The 18,095-nt window shown below is 62.3% G+C and carries 30 protein-coding genes and 1 tRNA gene; 6 read left to right on the forward strand and 25 right to left on the reverse strand.

The window, feature by feature from the left end; genetic code table 11:
* Positions 1-9: 9 nt before the first annotated feature.
* From rpsK to rplC, 23 genes are all read right to left on the reverse strand, one after another.
* Complete coding sequence (rpsK, locus tag DXY03_RS11075; protein WP_006850182.1) at positions 10-402, reverse strand: 30S ribosomal protein S11; 393 nt, start codon at positions 400-402, stop codon at positions 10-12.
* Between the two features lie 35 nt (positions 403-437).
* A complete protein-coding gene (gene rpsM, locus DXY03_RS11080) occupies positions 438-803 on the reverse strand; it encodes a 30S ribosomal protein S13 (RefSeq protein WP_006850466.1) in 366 nt (121 codons plus the stop codon).
* A gap of 71 nt (positions 804-874) precedes the next feature.
* Complete coding sequence (gene rpmJ / locus DXY03_RS11085) at positions 875-988, reverse strand: 50S ribosomal protein L36 (protein WP_006850859.1); 114 nt, start codon at positions 986-988, stop codon at positions 875-877.
* Between the two features lie 46 nt (positions 989-1,034).
* Positions 1,035-1,586, reverse strand: coding sequence for an adenylate kinase (locus DXY03_RS11090; RefSeq protein ID WP_115010465.1), 552 nt, complete (start codon positions 1,584-1,586; stop codon positions 1,035-1,037).
* A gap of 52 nt (positions 1,587-1,638) precedes the next feature.
* Positions 1,639-2,958: a preprotein translocase subunit SecY gene (gene secY, locus DXY03_RS11095; RefSeq protein ID WP_115010466.1), complete on the reverse strand. Its 1,320-nt coding sequence runs from the start codon at positions 2,956-2,958 to the stop codon at positions 1,639-1,641.
* Positions 2,959-3,062: 104 nt separating this feature from the next.
* Positions 3,063-3,518 carry a 50S ribosomal protein L15 gene (gene rplO, locus DXY03_RS11100; RefSeq protein ID WP_115010467.1) on the reverse strand — a complete coding sequence of 152 codons (456 nt, stop codon included), beginning with the start codon at positions 3,516-3,518 and terminating at the stop codon, positions 3,063-3,065.
* 6 nt (positions 3,519-3,524) lie between these two features.
* Entirely contained in the window at positions 3,525-4,169 is a 645-nt protein-coding gene (rpsE, locus tag DXY03_RS11105; protein ID WP_115010468.1) for a 30S ribosomal protein S5, read from the reverse strand.
* A 14-nt stretch (positions 4,170-4,183) separates the two neighbouring features.
* Complete coding sequence (gene rplR / locus DXY03_RS11110) at positions 4,184-4,552, reverse strand: 50S ribosomal protein L18 (RefSeq protein WP_114987264.1); 369 nt, start codon at positions 4,550-4,552, stop codon at positions 4,184-4,186.
* A 33-nt stretch (positions 4,553-4,585) separates the two neighbouring features.
* Entirely contained in the window at positions 4,586-5,125 is a 540-nt protein-coding gene (rplF, locus tag DXY03_RS11115) for a 50S ribosomal protein L6 (protein WP_114987267.1), read from the reverse strand.
* Between the two features lie 14 nt (positions 5,126-5,139).
* Positions 5,140-5,541, reverse strand: coding sequence for a 30S ribosomal protein S8 (gene rpsH / locus DXY03_RS11120; RefSeq protein WP_006850769.1), 402 nt, complete (start codon positions 5,539-5,541; stop codon positions 5,140-5,142).
* Between the two features lie 19 nt (positions 5,542-5,560).
* Positions 5,561-6,100, reverse strand: coding sequence for a 50S ribosomal protein L5 (gene rplE / locus DXY03_RS11125; protein WP_006851706.1), 540 nt, complete (start codon positions 6,098-6,100; stop codon positions 5,561-5,563).
* 40 nt (positions 6,101-6,140) lie between these two features.
* Positions 6,141-6,497 (reverse strand): 50S ribosomal protein L24, encoded by a 357-nt coding sequence (gene rplX, locus DXY03_RS11130; protein WP_006852039.1) that lies wholly within the window; start codon positions 6,495-6,497, stop codon positions 6,141-6,143.
* Positions 6,498-6,499: 2 nt separating this feature from the next.
* Positions 6,500-6,865: a 50S ribosomal protein L14 gene (gene rplN / locus DXY03_RS11135; RefSeq protein WP_006851211.1), complete on the reverse strand. Its 366-nt coding sequence runs from the start codon at positions 6,863-6,865 to the stop codon at positions 6,500-6,502.
* Positions 6,862-7,158: a 30S ribosomal protein S17 gene (gene rpsQ / locus DXY03_RS11140; RefSeq protein ID WP_006850241.1), complete on the reverse strand. Its 297-nt coding sequence runs from the start codon at positions 7,156-7,158 to the stop codon at positions 6,862-6,864. Before rpsQ ends, rplN begins: the two co-directional genes overlap by 4 nt.
* A gap of 17 nt (positions 7,159-7,175) precedes the next feature.
* On the reverse strand, positions 7,176-7,385 hold the full coding sequence (rpmC, locus tag DXY03_RS11145) for a 50S ribosomal protein L29 (RefSeq protein ID WP_115010469.1): 210 nt from the start codon (positions 7,383-7,385) through the stop codon (positions 7,176-7,178).
* Positions 7,386-7,387: 2 nt separating this feature from the next.
* Positions 7,388-7,864, reverse strand: a complete 477-nt coding sequence (gene rplP, locus DXY03_RS11150; protein WP_006851743.1) for a 50S ribosomal protein L16 — start codon at positions 7,862-7,864, stop codon at positions 7,388-7,390.
* A 16-nt stretch (positions 7,865-7,880) separates the two neighbouring features.
* Positions 7,881-8,609 (reverse strand): 30S ribosomal protein S3, encoded by a 729-nt coding sequence (gene rpsC / locus DXY03_RS11155; RefSeq protein WP_011363386.1) that lies wholly within the window; start codon positions 8,607-8,609, stop codon positions 7,881-7,883.
* Between the two features lie 20 nt (positions 8,610-8,629).
* On the reverse strand, positions 8,630-8,995 hold the full coding sequence (gene rplV / locus DXY03_RS11160; RefSeq protein ID WP_114987273.1) for a 50S ribosomal protein L22: 366 nt from the start codon (positions 8,993-8,995) through the stop codon (positions 8,630-8,632).
* A 3-nt stretch (positions 8,996-8,998) separates the two neighbouring features.
* The gene (rpsS, locus tag DXY03_RS11165) at positions 8,999-9,274 is read right to left on the reverse strand and encodes a 30S ribosomal protein S19 (RefSeq protein ID WP_006849645.1); all 276 of its coding nucleotides are present in this window, start codon (positions 9,272-9,274) and stop codon (positions 8,999-9,001) included.
* A 35-nt stretch (positions 9,275-9,309) separates the two neighbouring features.
* Positions 9,310-10,173: a 50S ribosomal protein L2 gene (rplB, locus tag DXY03_RS11170; protein WP_006851794.1), complete on the reverse strand. Its 864-nt coding sequence runs from the start codon at positions 10,171-10,173 to the stop codon at positions 9,310-9,312.
* A gap of 15 nt (positions 10,174-10,188) precedes the next feature.
* Positions 10,189-10,491, reverse strand: coding sequence for a 50S ribosomal protein L23 (locus DXY03_RS11175; protein WP_006850625.1), 303 nt, complete (start codon positions 10,489-10,491; stop codon positions 10,189-10,191).
* On the reverse strand, positions 10,484-11,119 hold the full coding sequence (rplD, locus tag DXY03_RS11180) for a 50S ribosomal protein L4 (RefSeq protein WP_114987276.1): 636 nt from the start codon (positions 11,117-11,119) through the stop codon (positions 10,484-10,486). The genes DXY03_RS11175 and rplD overlap by 8 nt, the downstream gene beginning before the upstream one ends.
* Positions 11,119-11,775: a 50S ribosomal protein L3 gene (rplC, locus tag DXY03_RS11185; protein WP_115010470.1), complete on the reverse strand. Its 657-nt coding sequence runs from the start codon at positions 11,773-11,775 to the stop codon at positions 11,119-11,121. The genes rplD and rplC overlap by 1 nt, the downstream gene beginning before the upstream one ends.
* Positions 11,776-12,156: 381 nt before the next feature.
* On the opposite strand from rplC, the gene DXY03_RS11190 reads away from it, so the two are divergent.
* The 6 genes from DXY03_RS11190 (at position 12,157) to recA (ending at position 17,423) form a co-directional block, all read left to right on the forward strand.
* Positions 12,157-12,618 carry an NAD(P)H-quinone oxidoreductase subunit N gene (locus tag DXY03_RS11190; protein ID WP_115010549.1) on the forward strand — a complete coding sequence of 154 codons (462 nt, stop codon included), beginning with the start codon at positions 12,157-12,159 and terminating at the stop codon, positions 12,616-12,618.
* Positions 12,585-13,616, forward strand: a complete 1,032-nt coding sequence (locus DXY03_RS11195) for an LdpA C-terminal domain-containing domain (RefSeq protein ID WP_115010471.1) — start codon at positions 12,585-12,587, stop codon at positions 13,614-13,616. Before DXY03_RS11190 ends, DXY03_RS11195 begins: the two co-directional genes overlap by 34 nt.
* Positions 13,617-13,638: 22 nt before the next feature.
* On the forward strand, positions 13,639-15,279 hold the full coding sequence (locus DXY03_RS11200) for an AAA family ATPase (protein WP_115010472.1): 1,641 nt from the start codon (positions 13,639-13,641) through the stop codon (positions 15,277-15,279).
* Positions 15,280-15,381: 102 nt separating this feature from the next.
* Positions 15,382-15,453, forward strand: a tRNA-Gln gene (locus DXY03_RS11205).
* Between the two features lie 9 nt (positions 15,454-15,462).
* Complete coding sequence (locus DXY03_RS11210) at positions 15,463-16,212, forward strand: HAD family hydrolase (RefSeq protein ID WP_115010473.1); 750 nt, start codon at positions 15,463-15,465, stop codon at positions 16,210-16,212.
* A gap of 86 nt (positions 16,213-16,298) precedes the next feature.
* Entirely contained in the window at positions 16,299-17,423 is a 1,125-nt protein-coding gene (recA, locus tag DXY03_RS11215) for a recombinase RecA (protein WP_115010474.1), read from the forward strand.
* A gap of 2 nt (positions 17,424-17,425) precedes the next feature.
* On the opposite strand, the gene DXY03_RS11220 is transcribed toward recA, so the two are convergent.
* Together DXY03_RS11220 and DXY03_RS11225 are read right to left on the reverse strand one after the other, a co-directional pair.
* Positions 17,426-17,770 carry a DUF1815 family protein gene (locus DXY03_RS11220; protein ID WP_114987287.1) on the reverse strand — a complete coding sequence of 115 codons (345 nt, stop codon included), beginning with the start codon at positions 17,768-17,770 and terminating at the stop codon, positions 17,426-17,428.
* 69 nt (positions 17,771-17,839) lie between these two features.
* A complete protein-coding gene (locus tag DXY03_RS11225) occupies positions 17,840-18,088 on the reverse strand; it encodes a DUF2839 domain-containing protein (protein WP_115010475.1) in 249 nt (82 codons plus the stop codon).
* Positions 18,089-18,095 lie beyond the last annotated feature (7 nt).

Here is an 18,095-nt window from a genome sequence, read left to right on the forward strand (position 1 = left end):
CAGCTCGGTTCAGACGCGGCGGCGCTTGGGCCGGCGGCAACCGTTATGGGGCAGGGGGGTGACGTCGCGAATCAGGGTGATTTCGAGGCCAGCAACCTGGAGAGCACGGATGGCGGTCTCACGGCCTGAGCCAGGACCCCTCACCAGCACTTCGATCTGACGCATGCCTTGGTCAAGGGCGCGACGTGCTGCTGCTTCTGCAGCTGTTTGAGCCGCGAAGGGGGTGCCTTTGCGAGCACCTTTGAAGCCACTGGCACCTGCAGACGACCAGGAAATCACCTCACCGGCGGTGTCGGTGATGGACACGATGGTGTTGTTGAAGGTGCTCTGGATGTGAGCGACGCCGTTCGGGACGTTGCGCTTGGCCTTCTTGGGGCCGGATTTTTTGACGGTTTTAGCCATGGCCGTATGCAGTCAGGGATAAGGATGTAGAGGACTTACTTCTTCTTGCCGGCCACAGTTTTCCGCGCGCCGCGGCGAGTGCGGGCGTTGGTGCGGGTGCGTTGGCCACGAACGGGAAGGCTCATGCGGTGGCGACGGCCACGGACGCAGCCGATGTCCTGCAGGCGCTTGAGGGCCATGCCCTCCTGACGGCGCAGATCGCCTTCGAGGGTGTACTCCTCCATGGCGTTGCGGAGCTTCTGAAGATCTCCGTCCTCCAGATCTTTCACCCGGATGTCGGGGTTCACGCCGGTTTTGGCCAGGATGGCCTGTGAGCGGGTGAGACCAACTCCGTAGATGTAAGTGAGGGACACTTCGATCCGCTTGTCGCGGGGAATGTCAACGCCGGCGATCCGTGCCACGTTCGTTTAGTTGAAAAGGACAGATGCCTCCGAAGTCCTGGAGGCGAGGAATGTTTCAGAACAGCGGGGGATCAGCCCTGGCGCTGTTTGTGCTTGGGGTTGGCGCAAATGACCATGACCTTGCCGTGGCGACGGATCACCCGGCACTTGTCACACATTTTCTTCACTGAGCTGCGCACCTTCATGAGGCGTGGCTCTCCAAATTTCCAAACGGCAACGTTACCATGCCGGTCAACCGAGAATGGTCTCGATCCGCTTGGTGATCTCCTCGACTCTGCCCTGGGCGGGGACGGAAACCAGGAGACCCTTGTCGCTGTAGAAGCGAATCAGGGGTGCGGTTTTCTCGCGGTAAACCTCCAGGCGATTGCGGATCACCGTTTCGTTGTCGTCGGCGCGACCGCGGGCCAACAGCCGTTCAATCAAAACGGCGTCATCCAGCTCCAGCAGAACCACGGCCTGGATGGGTTGCTGCAATTCGGCCAGCAGGGGTTCGAGGGCTTCAGCCTGGGGCACCGTGCGCGGGAACCCATCCAGCAGCCAGCCATCGGTGGTGAGAGCCTTCATCTGGCTTTCCACAATCGCCAGCACGAGGGCGTCGCTCACCAGTTCGCCGCGGTTCATCACCGCTTCAGCTTCTTTGCCCAGATCGCTGCCGGCTGCCACTTCAGAGCGCAGCAGATCGCCCGTGGACAGATGCTTCATGCCGTTGGAATCGCACAGCCGAGCGGCTTGGGTGCCTTTGCCGGCTCCGGGAGGGCCAAGAAAGAGCAAGCGATTTTTCATGGTTGCGTAAGCGTGAGGTGACGTGAATGGAGGGTGCGCTGCCCAGCAGCGCTCACTGGCGAACGAGGCCTTCGTAGCGTTGTGAGATCACATAGGTCTGCACCTGCTTGGCCGTGTCGATGGCCACACCGACAAGGATCAGCAGTGATGTGGCGCCAAGCCCCTGGAAGGTCTGCACATTCGTGGCGCGTTCGACGGCCGCGGGAATGATGGCGACGGCGCCGAGGAACAGACCACCCAGCAAGGTGAGGCGGTTCTGGACTCCTGAGAGATAAGTGGCCGTGGCGCTGCCGGGGCGAACGCCTGGAATCGCCACACCACCCCGTTTCAGGTTGGTGGCGATGTCAGCGGGATTCACCGTGAGAGAGGCATAGAAATAAGAGAAGCCCAGGATCAATGCAAAAAATGTGAGTGCGTAGGGCCAGGGGTTCGCTGCCCCAGGATTCAGGGCACTGGCCGCACGGATCAACCACTCACTCTTGGTGAGGTTGGCGATGGTGACCGGCAGGAAAATCAGGGCTGAAGCGAAAATGATCGGCATCACACCGCCGGCATTCAGCTTGAGCGGCAGATAGCTCTGACGCGTGGGGAGCACACCTGCTCCACCCACCTGGCGCTTGGCGCTGACGATGGGGATACGGCGCGCTCCCTCCTGCACGAAGATGATTCCAACGATCGTGGCCAGGAACACCAGCACCAGAACAATGATGCCCAGCACGGTGTCGCGGTCACCGGTTTGAGCGGCTTCGATCGTGGCGCCGAGGGTGCGCGGCAGGGTGGCGACGATGTTCAGAAAAATCACCAGGGAAGCCCCCTGGCCGATGCCCCGCTCCGTGATTACTTCACTCAGCCACATCACCACCATCGAGCCGGTGACCAGGGCCAGTGCCGTCTGCACCACAAAGGTCACTTCGCTCAGACCTTCCACGGCGTATTGGCGCAGGATCATGGCGAAGACGACGCTCTGGACGAGACCCCAACCGAGCGCCACATAACGGGTGATCTGGGCGATTTTGCGTCGGCCAGCCTCGCCCTCATTCTTCTGGAGGTCTTCCAGCTGCGGCAGTGCTGCGGTCAGCAACTGGAGGATGATCGAGGCGTTGATGAAAGGCAGGATCCCCAGGGCAAAGATGCCCAGGGTGGAGATCCCTCCGCCGGTGAAGATGTCGAGAAAACCGATCAGCTGTCCGCCTTGATCGATGAATTGCTTGAACGCTTCTCGATCGATTCCGGGCATTGGGATGTAAATCCCAAGACGCACCAACAACAGCAGGCCGAGTGTGGTGAGCACGCGACTGCGGAGCCCAGGGTTGGTGATCAGCTGGCCGATCACTTCGGAGGCGTTGGGGTTGCGACCCCGACTGACGAGCATGTCCGGAAGAAAGTGAAGTTGGGCGAAAAGCCAAGAAGCCGCCCGTGGATCGAAATCCAGCGGACGGCTCAGACCCTAGGGCTGACTTGGGGACGAGCCCTTGATTAGTCGAGGATTTCGCAGGTTCCGCCTGCGGCTTCGATCTTGGTGCGGGCCGAGGCGGTGAACGCCGCGGCTTGCACTGTCAGCTTTTTGGCTTTCAGTTCACCGTTGCCGAGCATCTTCAGAGGATGCTTGGGGCTGGTCACGATGCCGTCCTTGACCAGGGAATCCAAGTTGACGGTGCTGCCGTCCTTCAGGTCGTTCAACGCAGAAACGTTGAGCACGGTGAAGAACTTGGGATTCACCAGGGGGAAGTGCTTCAGCTTCGGTACCCGGCGGTACAGAGGCATTTGGCCACCCTCGAAGCCGGGGCGCGTGGGGCGACCCGAACGGGATTTCTGGCCGCGCATACCGAAGCCGCAGCTGGCACCCTGACCAGCGGCGATGCCGCGGCCCTTGCGCAATTTGCGGCGACGAGCGCCCTTGTTGGATTTGAGGGAATCGAGTCGGAGAGTCATCGCGAATCAGGAATAGATCTGTTCGAGGGAGATTCCCCGTTCCTTCGCCGTCTCCTTGTGGGTGCGGAGAAGCGACAGGGCCACCATGGCAGCCCGTGCATTGTTCAGGGGGGTCTTGCTGCCCAGGCGCTTGGCCAGGACATTCTTGATGCCGGCGAGTTCGAGCACTGTGCGGATGGAACCGCCAGCGATCACACCGGTACCTGGGGCTGCAGGGCGGATGAGCACGCTGGCAGCACCATCACGACCATTGGAGAGGGTCGGGATGGAGTTGTGGCGGGTCAACGGCACTTTGACGAGGTGCTTCTTGCCATCGGCAACACCCTTGCGGACGGCACCGATCACATCACTGGCCTTGCCGACGCCAACGCCGACCTGGCCTTTCTCGTTGCCGACAACCACGATGGCCCGGAAGCTCATCTTCTTACCGCCTTTCACGGTCTTGGAGACGCGGCGGATCTGAACCACGCGCTCTTGCCATTCGGAATCGCGTTCCTGGCCGCGACGGCCACCACGCCGGTCGCCACGACGACCATCACGGTCGCCACGGCCGCGGCGCTGTTCCTGTTGCTGCTGCCCTTCGGCTGCCGCTGGAACGTCGGCCGCACCCGGCACGGCGTTGGGATTGGATTGGGGGGAGGAATCTGTCATGGGTTGAGCAGGAATCAGAACTGAAGGCCCGCTTCCCGGGCGGCATCGGCGAGGGCTTTAATCCGGCCGTGGTACAGATTTCCGCCGCGGTCGAACACCACCTGCTGGATGCCTTTGGCGATGGCGCGCTTGGCGACCAGTTCGCCGACGGCGACAGAGGCGTCGCAGCTGCCAGCCGGAGCCTTGAGGCCGGCGCGCAGCTCCTTGTCAACGGTGGAGGCGGAGCAGAGTGTGCTCTGGGCCGCGTCGTCGATGACCTGGGCGTAGATGTGGTTGTTGGAGCGGAACACGGCCAGACGCGGACGGTCTGAGGTTCCGGTGATGTGACGACGCAGACGCCGGTGGCGTTTTTGCGTCTGCTGTTTGCGGGACAGTTGGGACATGGTGGGTGAAGGGAAGGAACGTCAGGACAAGGCTTATTTCTTGCCGGACTTGCCTGCCTTGCGCAGGATGCGCTCGCCCTCGTACTTGATGCCTTTGCCCTTGTAGGGCTCGGGCGGACGGATGGCGCGGACCTTGGCGGCTTCGTTGCCCACCAGCTCCTTGTCGATGCCGGAGACGATCACCTTGGTGTTGTTCTCCACCTTGAAGGTGATGCCTTCAGGGGCTTCCATCTCGACGGGGTGGCTGTAGCCAGCACTCACCACGAGAGTTTTGCCTTTGACCTGGGCACGGGAGCCCACACCAACGATCTCGAGGGCTTTGCTGTAGCCGTTGCTGACACCCTCGATCATGTTGGCGACGAGGGTGCGGCTCAGGCCGTGGCGCTCACGGGAGATGCGCTTGGTGCTCGTGGGGGAGACCACGATGGTGTTGTTGTCCTGGCTGACGCTGACGCCTTCAGGAAGGGTGCGCTCCAGTTCGCCTTTGGGTCCTTTCACCTTGACGGTGAGACCGTCGAGGGAAACTGTGACCTTTTCAGGGACGGGAACAGGGTTTTTGCCGATTCGTGACATGGTTCAGCTCCGGATCAGTAGACGTAACAGAGCACTTCGCCACCGACGCCCTCACGACGGGCGTCGCGGTCGCTCATCACACCTTTGGAGGTGGAGATGATCGCCACACCCAGTCCGCCGAGGACTTTGGGCAGGCCGCGAGTGTTCTTGTAGATGCGGAGACCGGGCTTGCTGACCCGCTGCATGGAGCGGATGGTGGGCAGCCTGTGCTTGCCGCTGTACTTGAGGGCGAGCACCAGTTCGGTGCGAACGCCTTCACCCTGCTCGCTGATCTCGGAGATGAAGCCCTCCTGCTGCAGCACCTTGGCGATGCTGCGGGTCATCCGCGAAGCGGGGATCTTGGTGGTTTCGTGACGTTTCTCACTCGCATTGCGAATGCGGGTGAGCATGTCGGAAATGGGGTCGTGGTTGGCCATAGGTGTCGACGGGGAGGGCTCAGTTGCTCTGGAACGGCATTCCCATCTCGCGGAGGAGGGCCCGGCCCTCTTCGTCCGAACGGGCAGTGGTCACGATGGTGATGTCCATGCCCCGGATCGCATCGATCTTGTCGAAGGAGATCTCAGGGAAAATGATCTGTTCGCGCACCCCAAGGGTGTAGTTGCCGCGGCCATCGAAACTCTTGGGGCTGACCCCGCGGAAGTCGCGGATGCGGGGCAGCGCCAGGTTGATCAGGCGCTCGAGGAAGGCATACATCCGATCACCACGGAGGGTGACGGCACAGCCGATCGGCATGCCCTGCCGAATCTTGAAGCCGGCGATGGCTTTTTTGGCACGGGTCACAACGACCTTCTGGCCGGTGATCTGCGCCAGCTCATTCACCGAAGCCTCGAGGGACTTGGCATTGGCGGCGGCTTCGCCGAGACCCCGGTTGACGGTGACTTTCACCACCTTGGGGACTTCATGGATGTTGGTGAGGGAGAGATCCTTCTGCAGCTTGGGCTGGATGGTCTCCCGGTAGCGCTTCTTGAGTGACATAACGGGTTGGGGTGCTTCTGGGCGTGGTCAGAAGTCGGGATCAGTCGAGGACTTCACCGGTTTTCTTCAGCCGGCGCTTCTTGGTGCCGTCCTTCTCGACGACGATTTCAACGCGGCTGGCCACCTTTTTGTCGGTGGAATACAGCATCACGTTGGAGGCATGCAGGGAAGCTTCCTCCGTCACGATGCGGCCGGTCTCGCCCTCCTGGGTGGGCTTTTCGTGGCGGGTGCGCATGTTCACGCCCTCCACGACGACACGGTTTTCGTTGGGCAGGGTGCGCAGAACGGCACCGGTCTTGCCCTTGTCCTTGCCGGCGATCACCTGAACGGTGTCGCCCTTGCGGATGCGCATCTTGATGCGCTCGGTGGCCTTGGCCTTGGTGGTTGCAGTCGCCATGGTCAGATCACCTCCGGAGCGAGGGACACGATTTTGGTGAAGCTGCGCTCACGCAGCTCACGGGCCACCGGTCCGAAGACGCGGGTGCCTTTCGGGTTTTTGTCGTCGTTGATGATGACGGCGGCGTTGTCGTCGAAACGGATCGAGTTTCCGGTTTCACGACGCATGGTGGCTTTGGTGCGCACCACAACGGCCTTCACCACGTCGGACTTTTTGACGCCCATGTTGGGGGCGGCATCCTTCACGGCGGCAACGATCACGTCGCCCACGTGGGCATAGCGACGGTTGGTGCCGAGGACGCGAATGCACTGAATGCGCTTGGCGCCGCTGTTGTCGGCAACGGTGAGATAGGACTCCTGCTGGATCACTGCTTCACCTCCTGAGCTTCAGCCTTGTTGGCTTCCTCAGCCGCAGCTTTCGGGCTGTGGCTGAGGACCTCGGCGATGGCCCACCGCTTTTGGCGGCTCATCGGACGGGTTTCAGTGATGCGAACGCGGTCACCGACGCGACAGGTGTTGTCTTCGTCGTGAGCCTTGTAACGGGTGGTACGGCTGACCGTCTTTTGATAGATGGGGTGTGGGAAGCGGCTTTCCACCGCGACCACCACCGTTTTTTCCATCTTGTCGCTGACGACGGTGCCGATCCTTTCCTTGACTGCCATGGTTACGGAGTGGGGGATCAGGAGGCGGTGGAGCGCTGGCGCTCCGACTGCACCGTCAGCAGCTGGGCCAGCTTGATGCGGACCTCTTTGAAACGGTGCGTGTTAGCGAGCTGGCGCGTGGCCTGCTGGAAACGGAGTTGGAACAGCTCGCGGCGCAGGCCGTCGATCTGTTCGTTGATGTCCGAATCGGACAGGCTGCGCACATCGGCGGCGTTGGGACGGGCCATGGTCAGGACTCCACGGTGACGGCTTCAGAAGCTGCCGGAGCCTTGGCACCAGCTGACTTCTCCTGCTCATCCAGTTGGATGAACTTGGTCTTCACGGGAAGCTTGTACTGCGCGAGGCGCATGGCTTCCTTGGCGATTTCGGGGGTGATTTCATCACCGCCCATCTCGAACAGGATCCTGCCGGGCTTGATCACCGCCACCCAGAATTCTGGGTTGCCCTTACCGGAACCCATCCGGGTTTCGGCAGCGCGCATGGTGACCGGCTTGTCGGGGAAGATCCGGATCCAGATTTTTCCGCCACGCTTGACGTAGCGGGTCATGGCACGACGGCTGGCCTCGATCTGGCGCGAGGTGATCCAGCCACATTCCTGTGCCTGCAGCGCGAATTGTCCGAAGGCAATGGTGTTGCCCCGGGTGGCGACGCCGCGCATGCGGCCTCGCTGCTGCTTACGGAATTTGACGCGTTTTGGACTCAGCATGGTTCAGGCCTCCTGTTCAACCCTCGTTTGAGCGGTCTTCGAACTGTTGGGGCCGACGGCTGGCCCGGCGCCGGGGGGCGGCACCCACCGGCATGGGCTGAGCCTGTTCGCTCAGCACTTCGCCCTTGAACACCCAAACCTTGATGCCGAGCACGCCGTAGGTCGTGCTGGCCACCTTGGTGGCGTAGTCGATGTCGGCACGCAGGGTGTGCAGGGGCACCCGACCCTCGCGGGTCCATTCCGTCCGGGCGATCTCAGCACCGTTAAGGCGACCGGACACCTGGATCTTCAGACCCAGAACGCCGGCACGCTGAGCGCGCTGCACAGCCATGCGAATGGTGCGGCGGAAGGCCACACGCTTCTCCAGCTGCTGGGCGATGTACTCGGCAAGGAGGAAGGCATCACCGTCGACGCGTTCGACCTCGACAACATTGATCCGCACCTGACGACTGGAGTCGCCGATGGTCTTCTGAATGCCGGAGCGAAGCTCTTCGATGCCGCTGCCTTGACGGCCGACCAGCACGCCGGGGCGTGCGGTCTTGAGTTCAACTTCCAGTTGATCGGCCTTACGGGCGATCAGCACATCGCTGATGCCGGCGGAGCCGTACTTCTTGTGGATGAACTTGCGAATCCGGTCGTCCTCCTGGAGGAGGGCCGGATAGTTCTTGCTGGAGGCGTACCAGCGTGACCGGTGTTCCTGGGTGATCCCCAGGCGCAGACCGGTTGGGTTGATTTTGTGTCCCATTGGGTCAGAGTCCTCGGGGGTCAGGAATCGGTCTGAGCCGCCACAGCAATGCTGATGTGGCAGGTCTGTTTCTTGATCTGGTAAGCCCGGCCCTGGGCGCGGGGGCGATAGCGCTTCATGGAGGGGCCCATGTCAGCGGTCGCGCTCGAGATCACCAGAGATGAGGGGTCGAGACCGAGGTTGTGCTCAGCGTTGGCCACCGCAGACCGGAGCACCTTGGTGATCGGGCCGGTGGAGCGGTAGGGCATGAACTCGAGCATGATCAGCGCGTCGCGATAGGTGCGGCCACGGATTTGGTCGAGCACACGGCGCACCTTCGACACGGAGCCTCGGATGAAGCGACCGTGAGCCTGGGCGGTGGGTGCCGTTTGGGTTGACGATGTCATGGTTTAGCGGCCTCCTTTCTTGTCTCTGATGTGGCCCTTGAAGGTGCGGGTGGGAGCGAACTCTCCCAGCTTGTGGCCCACCATCTGCTCGGTGATGAACACCGGCACATGCGTGCGGCCGTTGTGAACCGCGATCGTGTGGCCGATCATCATCGGCAGGATCGTGGAGGCCCGTGACCAGGTCTTGATCACAGACTTGTCGTCGTTGTCGTTCTGCTTTTCAACCTTGCGAAGCAGGCTGTCGGCAATAAACGGACCTTTTTTGAGTGAACGTCCCATAACGGTTTAAGCAAGCGGATAAGTGATGGTTTGCATCAGGAATCGCGTCCGCCACGGCTCCGCTTGGAGGTCTTGCGACGCTTCCGGAGCACGTATTGGTTGCTGGGTTTGTTCCGCTTGCGGGTCTTGAGACCGAGGGCGGGTTTGCCCCAGGGGGTCACCGGGCCGGAACGGCCGATCGGTGCACGACCCTCACCACCACCGTGGGGGTGATCGCAGGGGTTCATCACACTGCCTCGAACCTGAGGACGGCGACCGAGCCAGCGGCGACGACCGGCCTTACCCAGGCTGGTGTTGCGCATCTCGGAGTTACCGACCTCGCCGAGGGTGGCGTAGCACTCGCGGCGAACCAGGCGAACCTCGGTGGAGGGCAGCTTCAGAGCGACGTAGTCGCCTTCTTTTGCCATCACCTGGGCACTGGCACCGGCGGTACGGACCATCTGGCCACCACGACCGGCGTAGAGCTCAACGCAGTGAACCGCCGAACCGAGGGGCACCGAGGACAACGGCATGGCGTTGCCGTTTTCGATCGGGGCATCAGGGCCGGAGACCACGGTCTGGCCCACCTGAACTCCTGCAGGAGCAAGGATGTAGCGCTTCTCGCCATCGGCGTAGAAGAGCAGTGCCAGACGCGCGTTGCGGTGCGGGTCGTAGTGAATCGCGGCCACCTTGGCGGGGACACCGTGCTTGTTGCGACGGAAATCCACTACGCGATAGAGGCGCTTGTGGCCACCACCGCGGTGGCGGCAGGTGATCACACCGCGGTTGTTGCGGCCCTTGCGGCGGTGTTTGGCCACCACCAGGGTCCGCTCCGGCTTGCGGCTGGTGATCTCACTGAAATCAGTGACCACCCGGGTGCGGGTACCGGGGGTGTAGGGGCGGAAATTACGGATTGCCATGACGATTCAGACCCCTCAGGACTCAGGGAAGAGTTGGATCGAGTTGCCCTCCGCCAGTCGCACCACGGCTTTCTTCACCTGGGCACGTTTCCCGGCGAAGCGACCCATGCGACGGGAGCGTCGCGGGGGATTCATGGTGCTGATGCCGGTGACCTTCACATCGAAGAGCTGCTCAATGGCGGCCTTGATGTCGGGCTTTGCGGCGCGGTGGTCCACCTCGAAGGTGTACTGGTTGATTTCGAGGGCGCGGGTGGCCTTCTCGGTGATCAGGGGACGGCGGATCACATCCGCCAGGCGTCCTTGGAAACGTTCAGTCATCGCCGTAGACCTCCTGGATGGTTGCGAGAGCTTCCTCGCCCAGCACCAGAGCATTGGCGTGGAGCAGGTCGAAGACGTTCAGCTGATCTGCGGAGATCAACTTGACTTTCTCCAGGTTGCGCACGGAACGGCGCACAACATCGGAGGGGTTTGTCAGAACGATGAGCACCTTGGAGCCGGCAGCAACACCGAGGCGACCCAGAGCATCTGTGATCTCACGGGTCTTGGGGGCCTCCAGCGAAGCACCGAAGTCCTTCACGACGGTCACATCGTCAATGCGGGCCATCAGCGCGGTGCGCAGGGCCAGACGACGCTCCTTGCGGTTCATCGCAAGGTTGTACGTGCGGGGCTTGGGTCCAAAGATGATGCCGCCGCCGGGTTTCAGAGGAGTGCGGATCGATCCCTGACGGGCCCGACCAGTTCCTTTCTGCTTGTAGGGCTTGCGACCACCACCGCGCACTTCTGAGCGGGTGAGGGTGCTGGCGGTTCCTTGGCGTGCATGGGCCTGCTGACGCAGAACGGCCCGATGCATCAGGTCAACGGCGGTGGTCTCTTTGGCCACCTTCAGGTCCAGGGTTGCCTTGCCGGCTTCCTTGCCCTGCCAATCACGAACGACACAACTGGCCATCACTTACCTCCTTTGGCGGGCTTGGCGCCCACGCGCAAGGCCGGGCGGATGTTGAGCAGCGCACCAGGCTTGCCGGGCACGGATCCCTTCACCACCAGCAGGTTGTGCTCGCTGTCCACCTTGAGGATGGTCAGGCCGCGGGTGGTGATTTTCTTGCCGCCGTAGCGACCGGCCATCCGCTTTCCGGGATAGATGCGGCCCGGGGTCGTACCGGCACCGGTCGAACCGGGCTCGCGGTGGTTCTTCGAACCGTGGGTCATCGGACCCCGGCTGAAGCCGTGGCGCTTCTGGTAGCCAGCGAAGCCGCGGCCGACGGTGTCACCGCTGACGTCCACCTTCTGGCCGGCTTCGAAATCGCCGACGGTGATGGCGCCACCGAGTTCGAGACCTTCAACGCTGTCGACGCGGTATTCGCGCAGATGACGCAGAAGGCCCTCACCGGATTTGTTGAGGTGACCCTGGGCGGGCTTGTTGATCAGCTTCTCGCGGGTTTCGCCAAAGCCGATCTGCACTGCGGAATAACCGTCAGTGTCGTCGTTTTTGAGTTGGGTGATGCGGCAGGGGCCTGCTTCGATCAAGGTGACCGGAACAGCTCTGCCCTGCTCGTCGAAGAACTGGGACATACCCAGCTTCTTCCCGAGGATGCCGATGGACATGGATGGGGAGGAAGCGCCAGCGTGGACAACCACCAGGCGGAGAACCGCATGGGGTCAGGTGCTGATCGATTGGACGCAGACGTGGTTCGAAGCGGAACTCCCGAAGGAGTGGATTCGAATGGGCTAGCGAACGATTCAGCGAGGCTGGGACTTGCATCTGCACGATGTGCTGTTGCAGTTTCCCGACGGAGATCTCCGAAGAAAGCTTCCGTACTGGCCTGGGGATTCGACGCAATCGTCGAATCTGTTCTGCCGACTGGAGGCCCGGCTAGCGGACGGGCACAGAAACACAGAACAAACAACGAACCTACAACACCGACCTTCCCTCTCCCCTGATCCCTCTGCCTGCTGCCAGAATCTCCTTCAATCCCTGTAGCTGCCATGCCTCTGCTTCTCACCGGTCAGGCATTTCGCCGTGATCTCGAAGCCAATGGCTGTCTGGCGGTGCAGGCTCCGCTCGAAGGCGGTGCAGAAACCCGTCTATTAAGACGTCTGCGCGGTGCCGGTTACAGCACCCGCATGACTTCGGCCCGTGGTCTTGGTGATCCGGAGGTGTTTCTCACCCAGAAGCACGGCATTCGTCCGCCCCATCTCGGCCATCAAAGTGTTGGTCGTGGTGCTGCTGTGGGAGAAGTGCAGGAGGTGGCTCCCCAGCTCGGCGACCTGTTTGAAGGTGATGCTCCCGTGGCTCTCTGGCTGCTGGAAGGCCAGGTGCTCTCGCGCTCCGAACTTCTTTCGCTCTGCGATCTCTGCAAGCGCGAACCGCGTTTGCGCATCATCGTGGAGATGGGTGGTGCGCGCAGCCTGCAGTGGGAACCGATGACCACATATCTGAAGGTCTGACGCCTGACGACGCCCTCGTTCAGGGCCGCTGGGTCAAGCTGATCTGTGGAGCAAGCAACCAGGATCTTCCGGCCATTGCCGACCTGACCGCAGTCTTTTCGGCTGTTGGTGTTCATTGCGTTGATGTGGCGGCCGATCCAGCGGTTGCCCTGGCAGCGCGTCGCGGCCTGGACTGGGCTGAGGCGCAAACAGGGCGTCGCCCCTGGCTGATGGTGAGCCTCAGCGATGGCACCGATGCTCACTTCCGCAAGGCCTGGTTCGATCCTGGCCGCTGCCCTGTGGACTGTCCGCGGCCCTGCGAAAGGATTTGTCCGGCGTCAGCGATTCCGCCCGCTGCTGGCATCGACCAGCAGCGTTGTTATGGCTGCGGCCGCTGCCTGCCGGCTTGCCCCCATGGGCTGATTGAGGAGCGCGACCACCGCTTGGCGCCCGAACAGGTGATCTCCCTGCTCCAATCGATTCAGCCCGATGCTGTGGAGATTCACACCGCATCTGGGCATGACGAGGGCTTCGCAACGCTGATCCAAAGCCTTCAGCAGCACAAGGTTCCCTTGCGGCGCTTGGCTGTGAGCTCCGGCTTGGAGGGCCACGGCGTGAAGGCCGATCAGTTGGCTGATTTGCTTTGGCGTCGCTACTCCCGCCTGCGCCAAGCCGGTTACAGACCCCTCTGGCAGCTGGATGGGCGTCCGATGAGCGGCGATGTGGGGGCTGGCACCGCGCGGGCTGCAGTTCAGCTCTGGCGTGCCATGCGAAGTCTGGCCCCGCCGGGCCCGCTGCAGCTGGCCGGTGGTACCAACGCCGCAACGCTGGAGTTCCTGCGTCCGACGGAGCGGCCGGCTGGCATCGCCTTTGGTGGTGTGGCCCGTCGCTTGCTGATGCCTGTGCTGGATGAGGCGCAAACCCGTGGCCTTGCCCTGTGGCAATGGCCCGAGGGTTGGAAGCGTGCCCTCTCCCTCGCGCGTCCATTGGTTGCGCCATGGCTGCAGCGCTCTTGCTAGAAGGCTGAAACGCGCAGATCCCATGGGCACGCAACGGGTCACCGACGATCTGGATCGCCTTCTCGAGCTCCTGCCGGATGCGGTGCAGGAGCAGTTGCGGCCGGAAGAAGCGCGAGAGCAGTTGCTTGAGGTGGTGCTCGATCTGGGTCGGGTTCCAGAAGCTCGTTATCCGGGCCGTGCCCTGGCGTTGGGTTCCACGCCTTTGTCCCGCGAGGATCTAACGGCTGTGGTGGCCAGGCTCGGTCAGTTCGGTGGCGACAACCGGGCGGGAATTGAACGAACGCTTCACCGGATTAGTGCGATTCGCAACCGTCAGGGTGAGGTGGTCGGTTTGACCTGCCGGGTGGGCCGAGCCGTGTTCGGCACCGTTGCCATGGTGCGGGACCTCCTGGATGGAGGTCAGTCCCTGTTGTTGATGGGGCGCCCGGGTGTTGGCAAGACAACGGCGTTGCGCGAGATCGCCAGGGTGCTTGCCGATGAGCTGGAGCGGCGCGTTGTTGTGATCGACACGAGCAATGAGATCGCCGGTGATGGCGACATCCCCCACCCCGCGATTGGTCGGGCCCGCCGCATGCAGGTGGCCAGGCCTGAGCTGCAGCACCAAACCATGATCGAGGCGGTGGAAAACCACATGCCCGAAGTCATCGTGATCGATGAGATCGGCACGGAGCTGGAGGCGCAGGCCGCGCGCACCATCGCTGAACGTGGTGTGGTTCTCGTCGCCACAGCCCACGGCAATGCTTTGGCCAACCTGATCAAGAACCCCACCCTCAGCGATCTGGTGGGGGGCATTCAGGCGGTCACCCTCGGGGATGAGGAGGCCCGGCGGCGGCGTAGTCAGAAAACTGTGTTGGAGCGCGCCGCCGAACCAACGTTTCCGGTGGCGGTTGAAATGCACAGCCGGCAGCGCTGGGCTGTGCACACCGACGTTGCCGCCACCGTGGATCAACTGCTCCGGGGCATGAAGCCAAGGGTTCAGGAGCGCGAGCTGTCGCCTGAGGGGGGCGTTCAGCTGGTGGACCCGCCTCAGGCTTCCGGTTTGCTGCGGCCTCCGTCCCAGCGGTCGTTTGCGGATCAGCCGGTCTCTGCTCCCGTGCCCATGCCTGCAGCCAGTGCCCGAGGGGCCAGTGCGGCAGAGGAACCACCACCGCAGGAGACCAGCGCCGAGCATCTGCAGGTTCTCTGTTGCGGGGTTCCATCTCGTGTTGTGGAAGAGGCCATCCGTTCCCACGGTTGGAAGGCGCGGGTTGTGGAGGACTTGAGTGAGGCCGATGTGGTGTTGAGCGTTCGGCTGGGCCTCAGTCGTCAACCATCACTTCGCCGTCAGGTCAGGGATCTGGGGATCCCGATCCTGGTGATCAAGTCCGACACCCTGCCCCAGGTGACCCGTGCCATGGCCCGTCTTTTGCGCCGTCAGGCCACCGAAACAGCCGCAGAGGTCACTCCGCCGGATCGGGCGTCTCAGGACGATGAATTGGCTGCTCTCGAGGAATGCCGGCTTGCGGTGGAACAGGTGGTGATGCCGCAAGGCAGGCCGGTGGAGTTGCTGCCTCGCAGTGAGCGTGTTCTCCGGATGCAGGCCGACCTTGTGCGCCGTTACCGATTGCGCAGTGATGTCTTCGGTGAGGCTGAAATGTCACGCCTGAGGGTTTTCCCCCGCTGATCGACCGTCGGTTGGTTCGCCCGGTGGATTGACGAAGGGTTGGCTGCTGTGGGTAACTATGTGTACTCCGGTGATCCGCAGGTAGCGGTTCAAACGGATCAATGGGCCGTCGCCAAGTGGTAAGGCAGCGGGTTTTGGTCCCGCCATTCCTAGGTTCGAATCCTAGCGGCCCAGTTTTCGTCCATGAATGATCGCCCCCTCCTGGTCTTCGACTTCGACGGGGTCATCGTTGATGGCATGGCGGAGTACTGGTGGAGTGCCTGGCATGCCTGTCGTCGTCTTGAGGCTGCTCCAGAGGGCTTGACGCCTGATCAGGTGCCTGACGCCTTCCGACAGCTGCGGCCGTGGGTGCATCACGGTTGGGAGATGGTTCTGCTGGCCGCAGAGCTCCCGGTGCTGAACCTTCAGGTTTGGCTGGAGTCCTATGGGGACGCGCAGGCCTCGGCACTGCAACGGCGTGGATGGCGGCCGGAGCAGCTGCAGGCGGCCCTCGATGACGCCAGAGATCAAGCCGTTCGGCAGAGCCGTTCGGTTTGGTTGGCGCTGCATCGACCTTTCCCCGGTCTGGTGGAGCGGCTGCAGCAGTTGGAGGCTGAGGGGGTGGACTGGTCTGTTCTCACCACCAAAACTCAGGCCTTCACAGCTGAACTGCTGAACAGCCTTGGCCTGCACCCTTGGCGCCTGGATGGCCGTGAGGCTGGCGCCAAGCCTCAGGTTCTGCTTCAGCTTCAGCAGCAGCGAAGGCTGTGTGGCTTTGTGGAAGACCGCCGGGCGACGCTGGAGGCGGTGCGCTCAACACCAGGGTTAGAAAAGTTGCCCTGTTTTCTGGTGAGTTGGGGCTATCTTCGCCCGCAGGATCAGAGCGGTCTTCCCTCAAGGATTGCCCTGCTCCATCCAGATCGTTTTCGGGCCCCCCTGGCGCAGTGGCCCTGATTCGTTACGGTACGCTTGTACTACCTGAGACGATTCGGCGCTTCTGTGGCATTGGATCTCTCGTTCCTTAGTTTCAGGTCCTTCTCATGCCTGCAGATATGAAATCCGGCGCTTCCGATCCCCGTTCCTCCGGCGAGAGGGACAAGGCGCTGAATCTGGTGCTGGGTCAGATCGAGCGCAACTTCGGCAAGGGATCGATCATGCGGCTGGGCGATGCCTCCCGCATGCGGGTGGAGACGATTTCCACCGGTGCGCTGACCCTTGACCTCGCCTTGGGTGGTGGTTACCCGAAGGGTCGTGTGGTGGAGATCTACGGCCCGGAAAGTTCCGGTAAAACCACGCTCACGCTGCACGCGATTGCAGAAGTGCAGAAGCGTGGTGGTGTGGCGGCCTTCGTGGATGCGGAGCATGCCCTGGATCCCGTTTATGCCGCTTCTCTGGGCGTTGACGTCGAGAACCTGCTGGTCTCTCAGCCCGACACCGGCGAGATGGCGCTGGAGATCGTTGATCAACTGGTGCGATCAGCAGCGGTGGATCTGGTCGTTGTCGACTCGGTGGCGGCCCTCACCCCTCGCGCTGAGATCGAAGGTGAGATGGGAGACCTGGCGGTTGGCAGTCAGGCGCGTCTGATGAGCCAGGCGATGCGGAAGATCACCGGCAACATCGGCAAGTCGGGTTGCACCGTCATCTTCCTCAACCAGCTGCGCCTCAAGATTGGTGTGACCTACGGCAACCCGGAGACCACCACTGGAGGCAACGCGCTCAAGTTCTATGCCTCGGTTCGCCTCGACATCCGTCGGATTCAGACCCTCAAGAAGGGAACCGAAGAATTCGGCATCAGGGCCAAGGTGAAAGTGGCGAAGAACAAGGTGGCGCCACCCTTCCGCATTGCCGAATTCGACATCCTCTTCGGCCGCGGCATCAGCACCCTGGGCTGTCTGCTGGATCTGGCTGAAGAAACGGGCGTTGTTGTCCGCAAGGGCGCCTGGTACAGCTACGAGGGAGACAACATCGGTCAGGGTCGCGACAACACCATCTTCTGGATGGAGGAGAACCCGGACGCAACAGCCACCATCGAAACGTTGGTGCGTCAGAAGCTGACAGAAGGTTCTGAGGTGAAGGCGAATTCGATGCGCCCCCTCGCCGCCGCTGCGAAGACGGCTGCTGCCGATAAGTCGGCTCCGGCCAAGGCCTCAGAGGCGGCGGCCTGATTTCAGGCGGCCTGGGCTAGGGACTGCATGGCGCGGACCTGGCCTTCCTGGGCCAAATCGGCCATCCGCTGCAATTCCTGGATGGCTTCTGCACCCTCCAGCTTCACCAGTTCTCGGCCGTTGCGGGATTCCACCCAGCTGATGCCGAAGTCGGAGACAAGAAAGCGCACCATGTGGCCATCGCCGATGTCAGCCACAAAGGAAGCGCCATGGCCATCGCGGCCGTCGCCACAGGAATAACAAGTGGCTGTGAAGCCCGCGCTTTGAAGGCTGCTGGCAAGGGCCTGCAGGCTCATCACCAGGTCTTCAACAACGGATCGATAGTGTTCGGCGAGGCGCGGAAACATAACTGAGTCTCCATTGAGACCCAGTCTAAAGGTTTTCTTTTGTTTTCGTTTGTTGGTTGAGCCGGTTGCTCAGGGGGTATCCGCAAGCGTCCACCAACCGGCCGCTGGGCCGATGAAGCGCACCGTGACCCAGAGCACCACCATCCCCCCGATTCCAATCCAGGCGCCACGGGTGGTCACCGCCATGAATTGCTGCGTCTGGTTGCGGGTGAGCGGAAGCCAGGACACCACCCGTGGGGAGGTGTCCACAGCTTTGGTGCTGGCTTTGGGTTGACGAGGGGGTAAGCCTTGGGCAGCCCGGCGGCGTGCTTCTCCCATGCACTTC

The sequence above is a fragment of the Synechococcus sp. N5 genome (genome assembly GCF_900473925.1).
In the GTDB taxonomy this organism is placed as follows: Bacteria; Cyanobacteriota; Cyanobacteriia; order PCC-6307; family Cyanobiaceae; genus Parasynechococcus.

Bases quoted from the DNA above. Each gene is read 5' to 3' on its own strand.
- rplF (WP_114987267.1), bottom strand. From the start codon at position 5,125: ATGTCACGAATCGGCAAAAACCCTGTTCCCGTCCCTGAAAAGGTCACA.
- rplX (WP_006852039.1), bottom strand. From the start codon at position 6,497: ATGGCGACTGCAACCACCAAGGCCAAGGCCACCGAGCGCATCAAGATG.
- rpsS (WP_006849645.1), bottom strand. From the start codon at position 9,274: ATGGGACGTTCACTCAAAAAAGGTCCGTTTATTGCCGACAGCCTGCTT.
- DXY03_RS11225 (WP_115010475.1), bottom strand. From the start codon at position 18,088: ATGGGAGAAGCACGCCGCCGGGCTGCCCAAGGCTTACCCCCTCGTCAA.
- DXY03_RS11200 (WP_115010472.1), top strand. From the start codon at position 13,639: ATGGGCACGCAACGGGTCACCGACGATCTGGATCGCCTTCTCGAGCTC.
- DXY03_RS11090 (WP_115010465.1), bottom strand. From the start codon at position 1,586: ATGAAAAATCGCTTGCTCTTTCTTGGCCCTCCCGGAGCCGGCAAAGGC.
- rplR (WP_114987264.1), bottom strand. From the start codon at position 4,552: ATGTCCCAACTGTCCCGCAAACAGCAGACGCAAAAACGCCACCGGCGT.
- rplO (WP_115010467.1), bottom strand. From the start codon at position 3,518: ATGACTCTCCGACTCGATTCCCTCAAATCCAACAAGGGCGCTCGTCGC.
- rplV (WP_114987273.1), bottom strand. From the start codon at position 8,995: ATGACATCGTCAACCCAAACGGCACCCACCGCCCAGGCTCACGGTCGC.
- secY (WP_115010466.1), bottom strand. From the start codon at position 2,958: ATGCTCGTCAGTCGGGGTCGCAACCCCAACGCCTCCGAAGTGATCGGC.
- rplP (WP_006851743.1), bottom strand. From the start codon at position 7,864: ATGCTGAGTCCAAAACGCGTCAAATTCCGTAAGCAGCAGCGAGGCCGC.
- DXY03_RS11210 (WP_115010473.1), top strand. From the start codon at position 15,463: ATGAATGATCGCCCCCTCCTGGTCTTCGACTTCGACGGGGTCATCGTT.
- DXY03_RS11220 (WP_114987287.1), bottom strand. From the start codon at position 17,770: ATGTTTCCGCGCCTCGCCGAACACTATCGATCCGTTGTTGAAGACCTG.
- DXY03_RS11190 (WP_115010549.1), top strand. From the start codon at position 12,157: ATGCCTCTGCTTCTCACCGGTCAGGCATTTCGCCGTGATCTCGAAGCC.
- rpsE (WP_115010468.1), bottom strand. From the start codon at position 4,169: ATGACAGATTCCTCCCCCCAATCCAATCCCAACGCCGTGCCGGGTGCG.
- rpsH (WP_006850769.1), bottom strand. From the start codon at position 5,541: ATGGCCAACCACGACCCCATTTCCGACATGCTCACCCGCATTCGCAAT.
- DXY03_RS11175 (WP_006850625.1), bottom strand. From the start codon at position 10,491: ATGACTGAACGTTTCCAAGGACGCCTGGCGGATGTGATCCGCCGTCCC.
- rpsC (WP_011363386.1), bottom strand. From the start codon at position 8,609: ATGGGACACAAAATCAACCCAACCGGTCTGCGCCTGGGGATCACCCAG.
- rpmC (WP_115010469.1), bottom strand. From the start codon at position 7,385: ATGGCCCGTCCCAACGCCGCCGATGTGCGCAGCCTGTCCGATTCGGAC.
- rplC (WP_115010470.1), bottom strand. From the start codon at position 11,775: ATGTCCATCGGCATCCTCGGGAAGAAGCTGGGTATGTCCCAGTTCTTC.
- rpsK (WP_006850182.1), bottom strand. From the start codon at position 402: ATGGCTAAAACCGTCAAAAAATCCGGCCCCAAGAAGGCCAAGCGCAAC.
- rpmJ (WP_006850859.1), bottom strand. From the start codon at position 988: ATGAAGGTGCGCAGCTCAGTGAAGAAAATGTGTGACAAGTGCCGGGTG.
- rpsQ (WP_006850241.1), bottom strand. From the start codon at position 7,158: ATGGCAGTCAAGGAAAGGATCGGCACCGTCGTCAGCGACAAGATGGAA.
- rplB (WP_006851794.1), bottom strand. From the start codon at position 10,173: ATGGCAATCCGTAATTTCCGCCCCTACACCCCCGGTACCCGCACCCGG.
- rplD (WP_114987276.1), bottom strand. From the start codon at position 11,119: ATGGCCAGTTGTGTCGTTCGTGATTGGCAGGGCAAGGAAGCCGGCAAG.
- recA (WP_115010474.1), top strand. From the start codon at position 16,299: ATGCCTGCAGATATGAAATCCGGCGCTTCCGATCCCCGTTCCTCCGGC.
- rplE (WP_006851706.1), bottom strand. From the start codon at position 6,100: ATGTCACTCAAGAAGCGCTACCGGGAGACCATCCAGCCCAAGCTGCAG.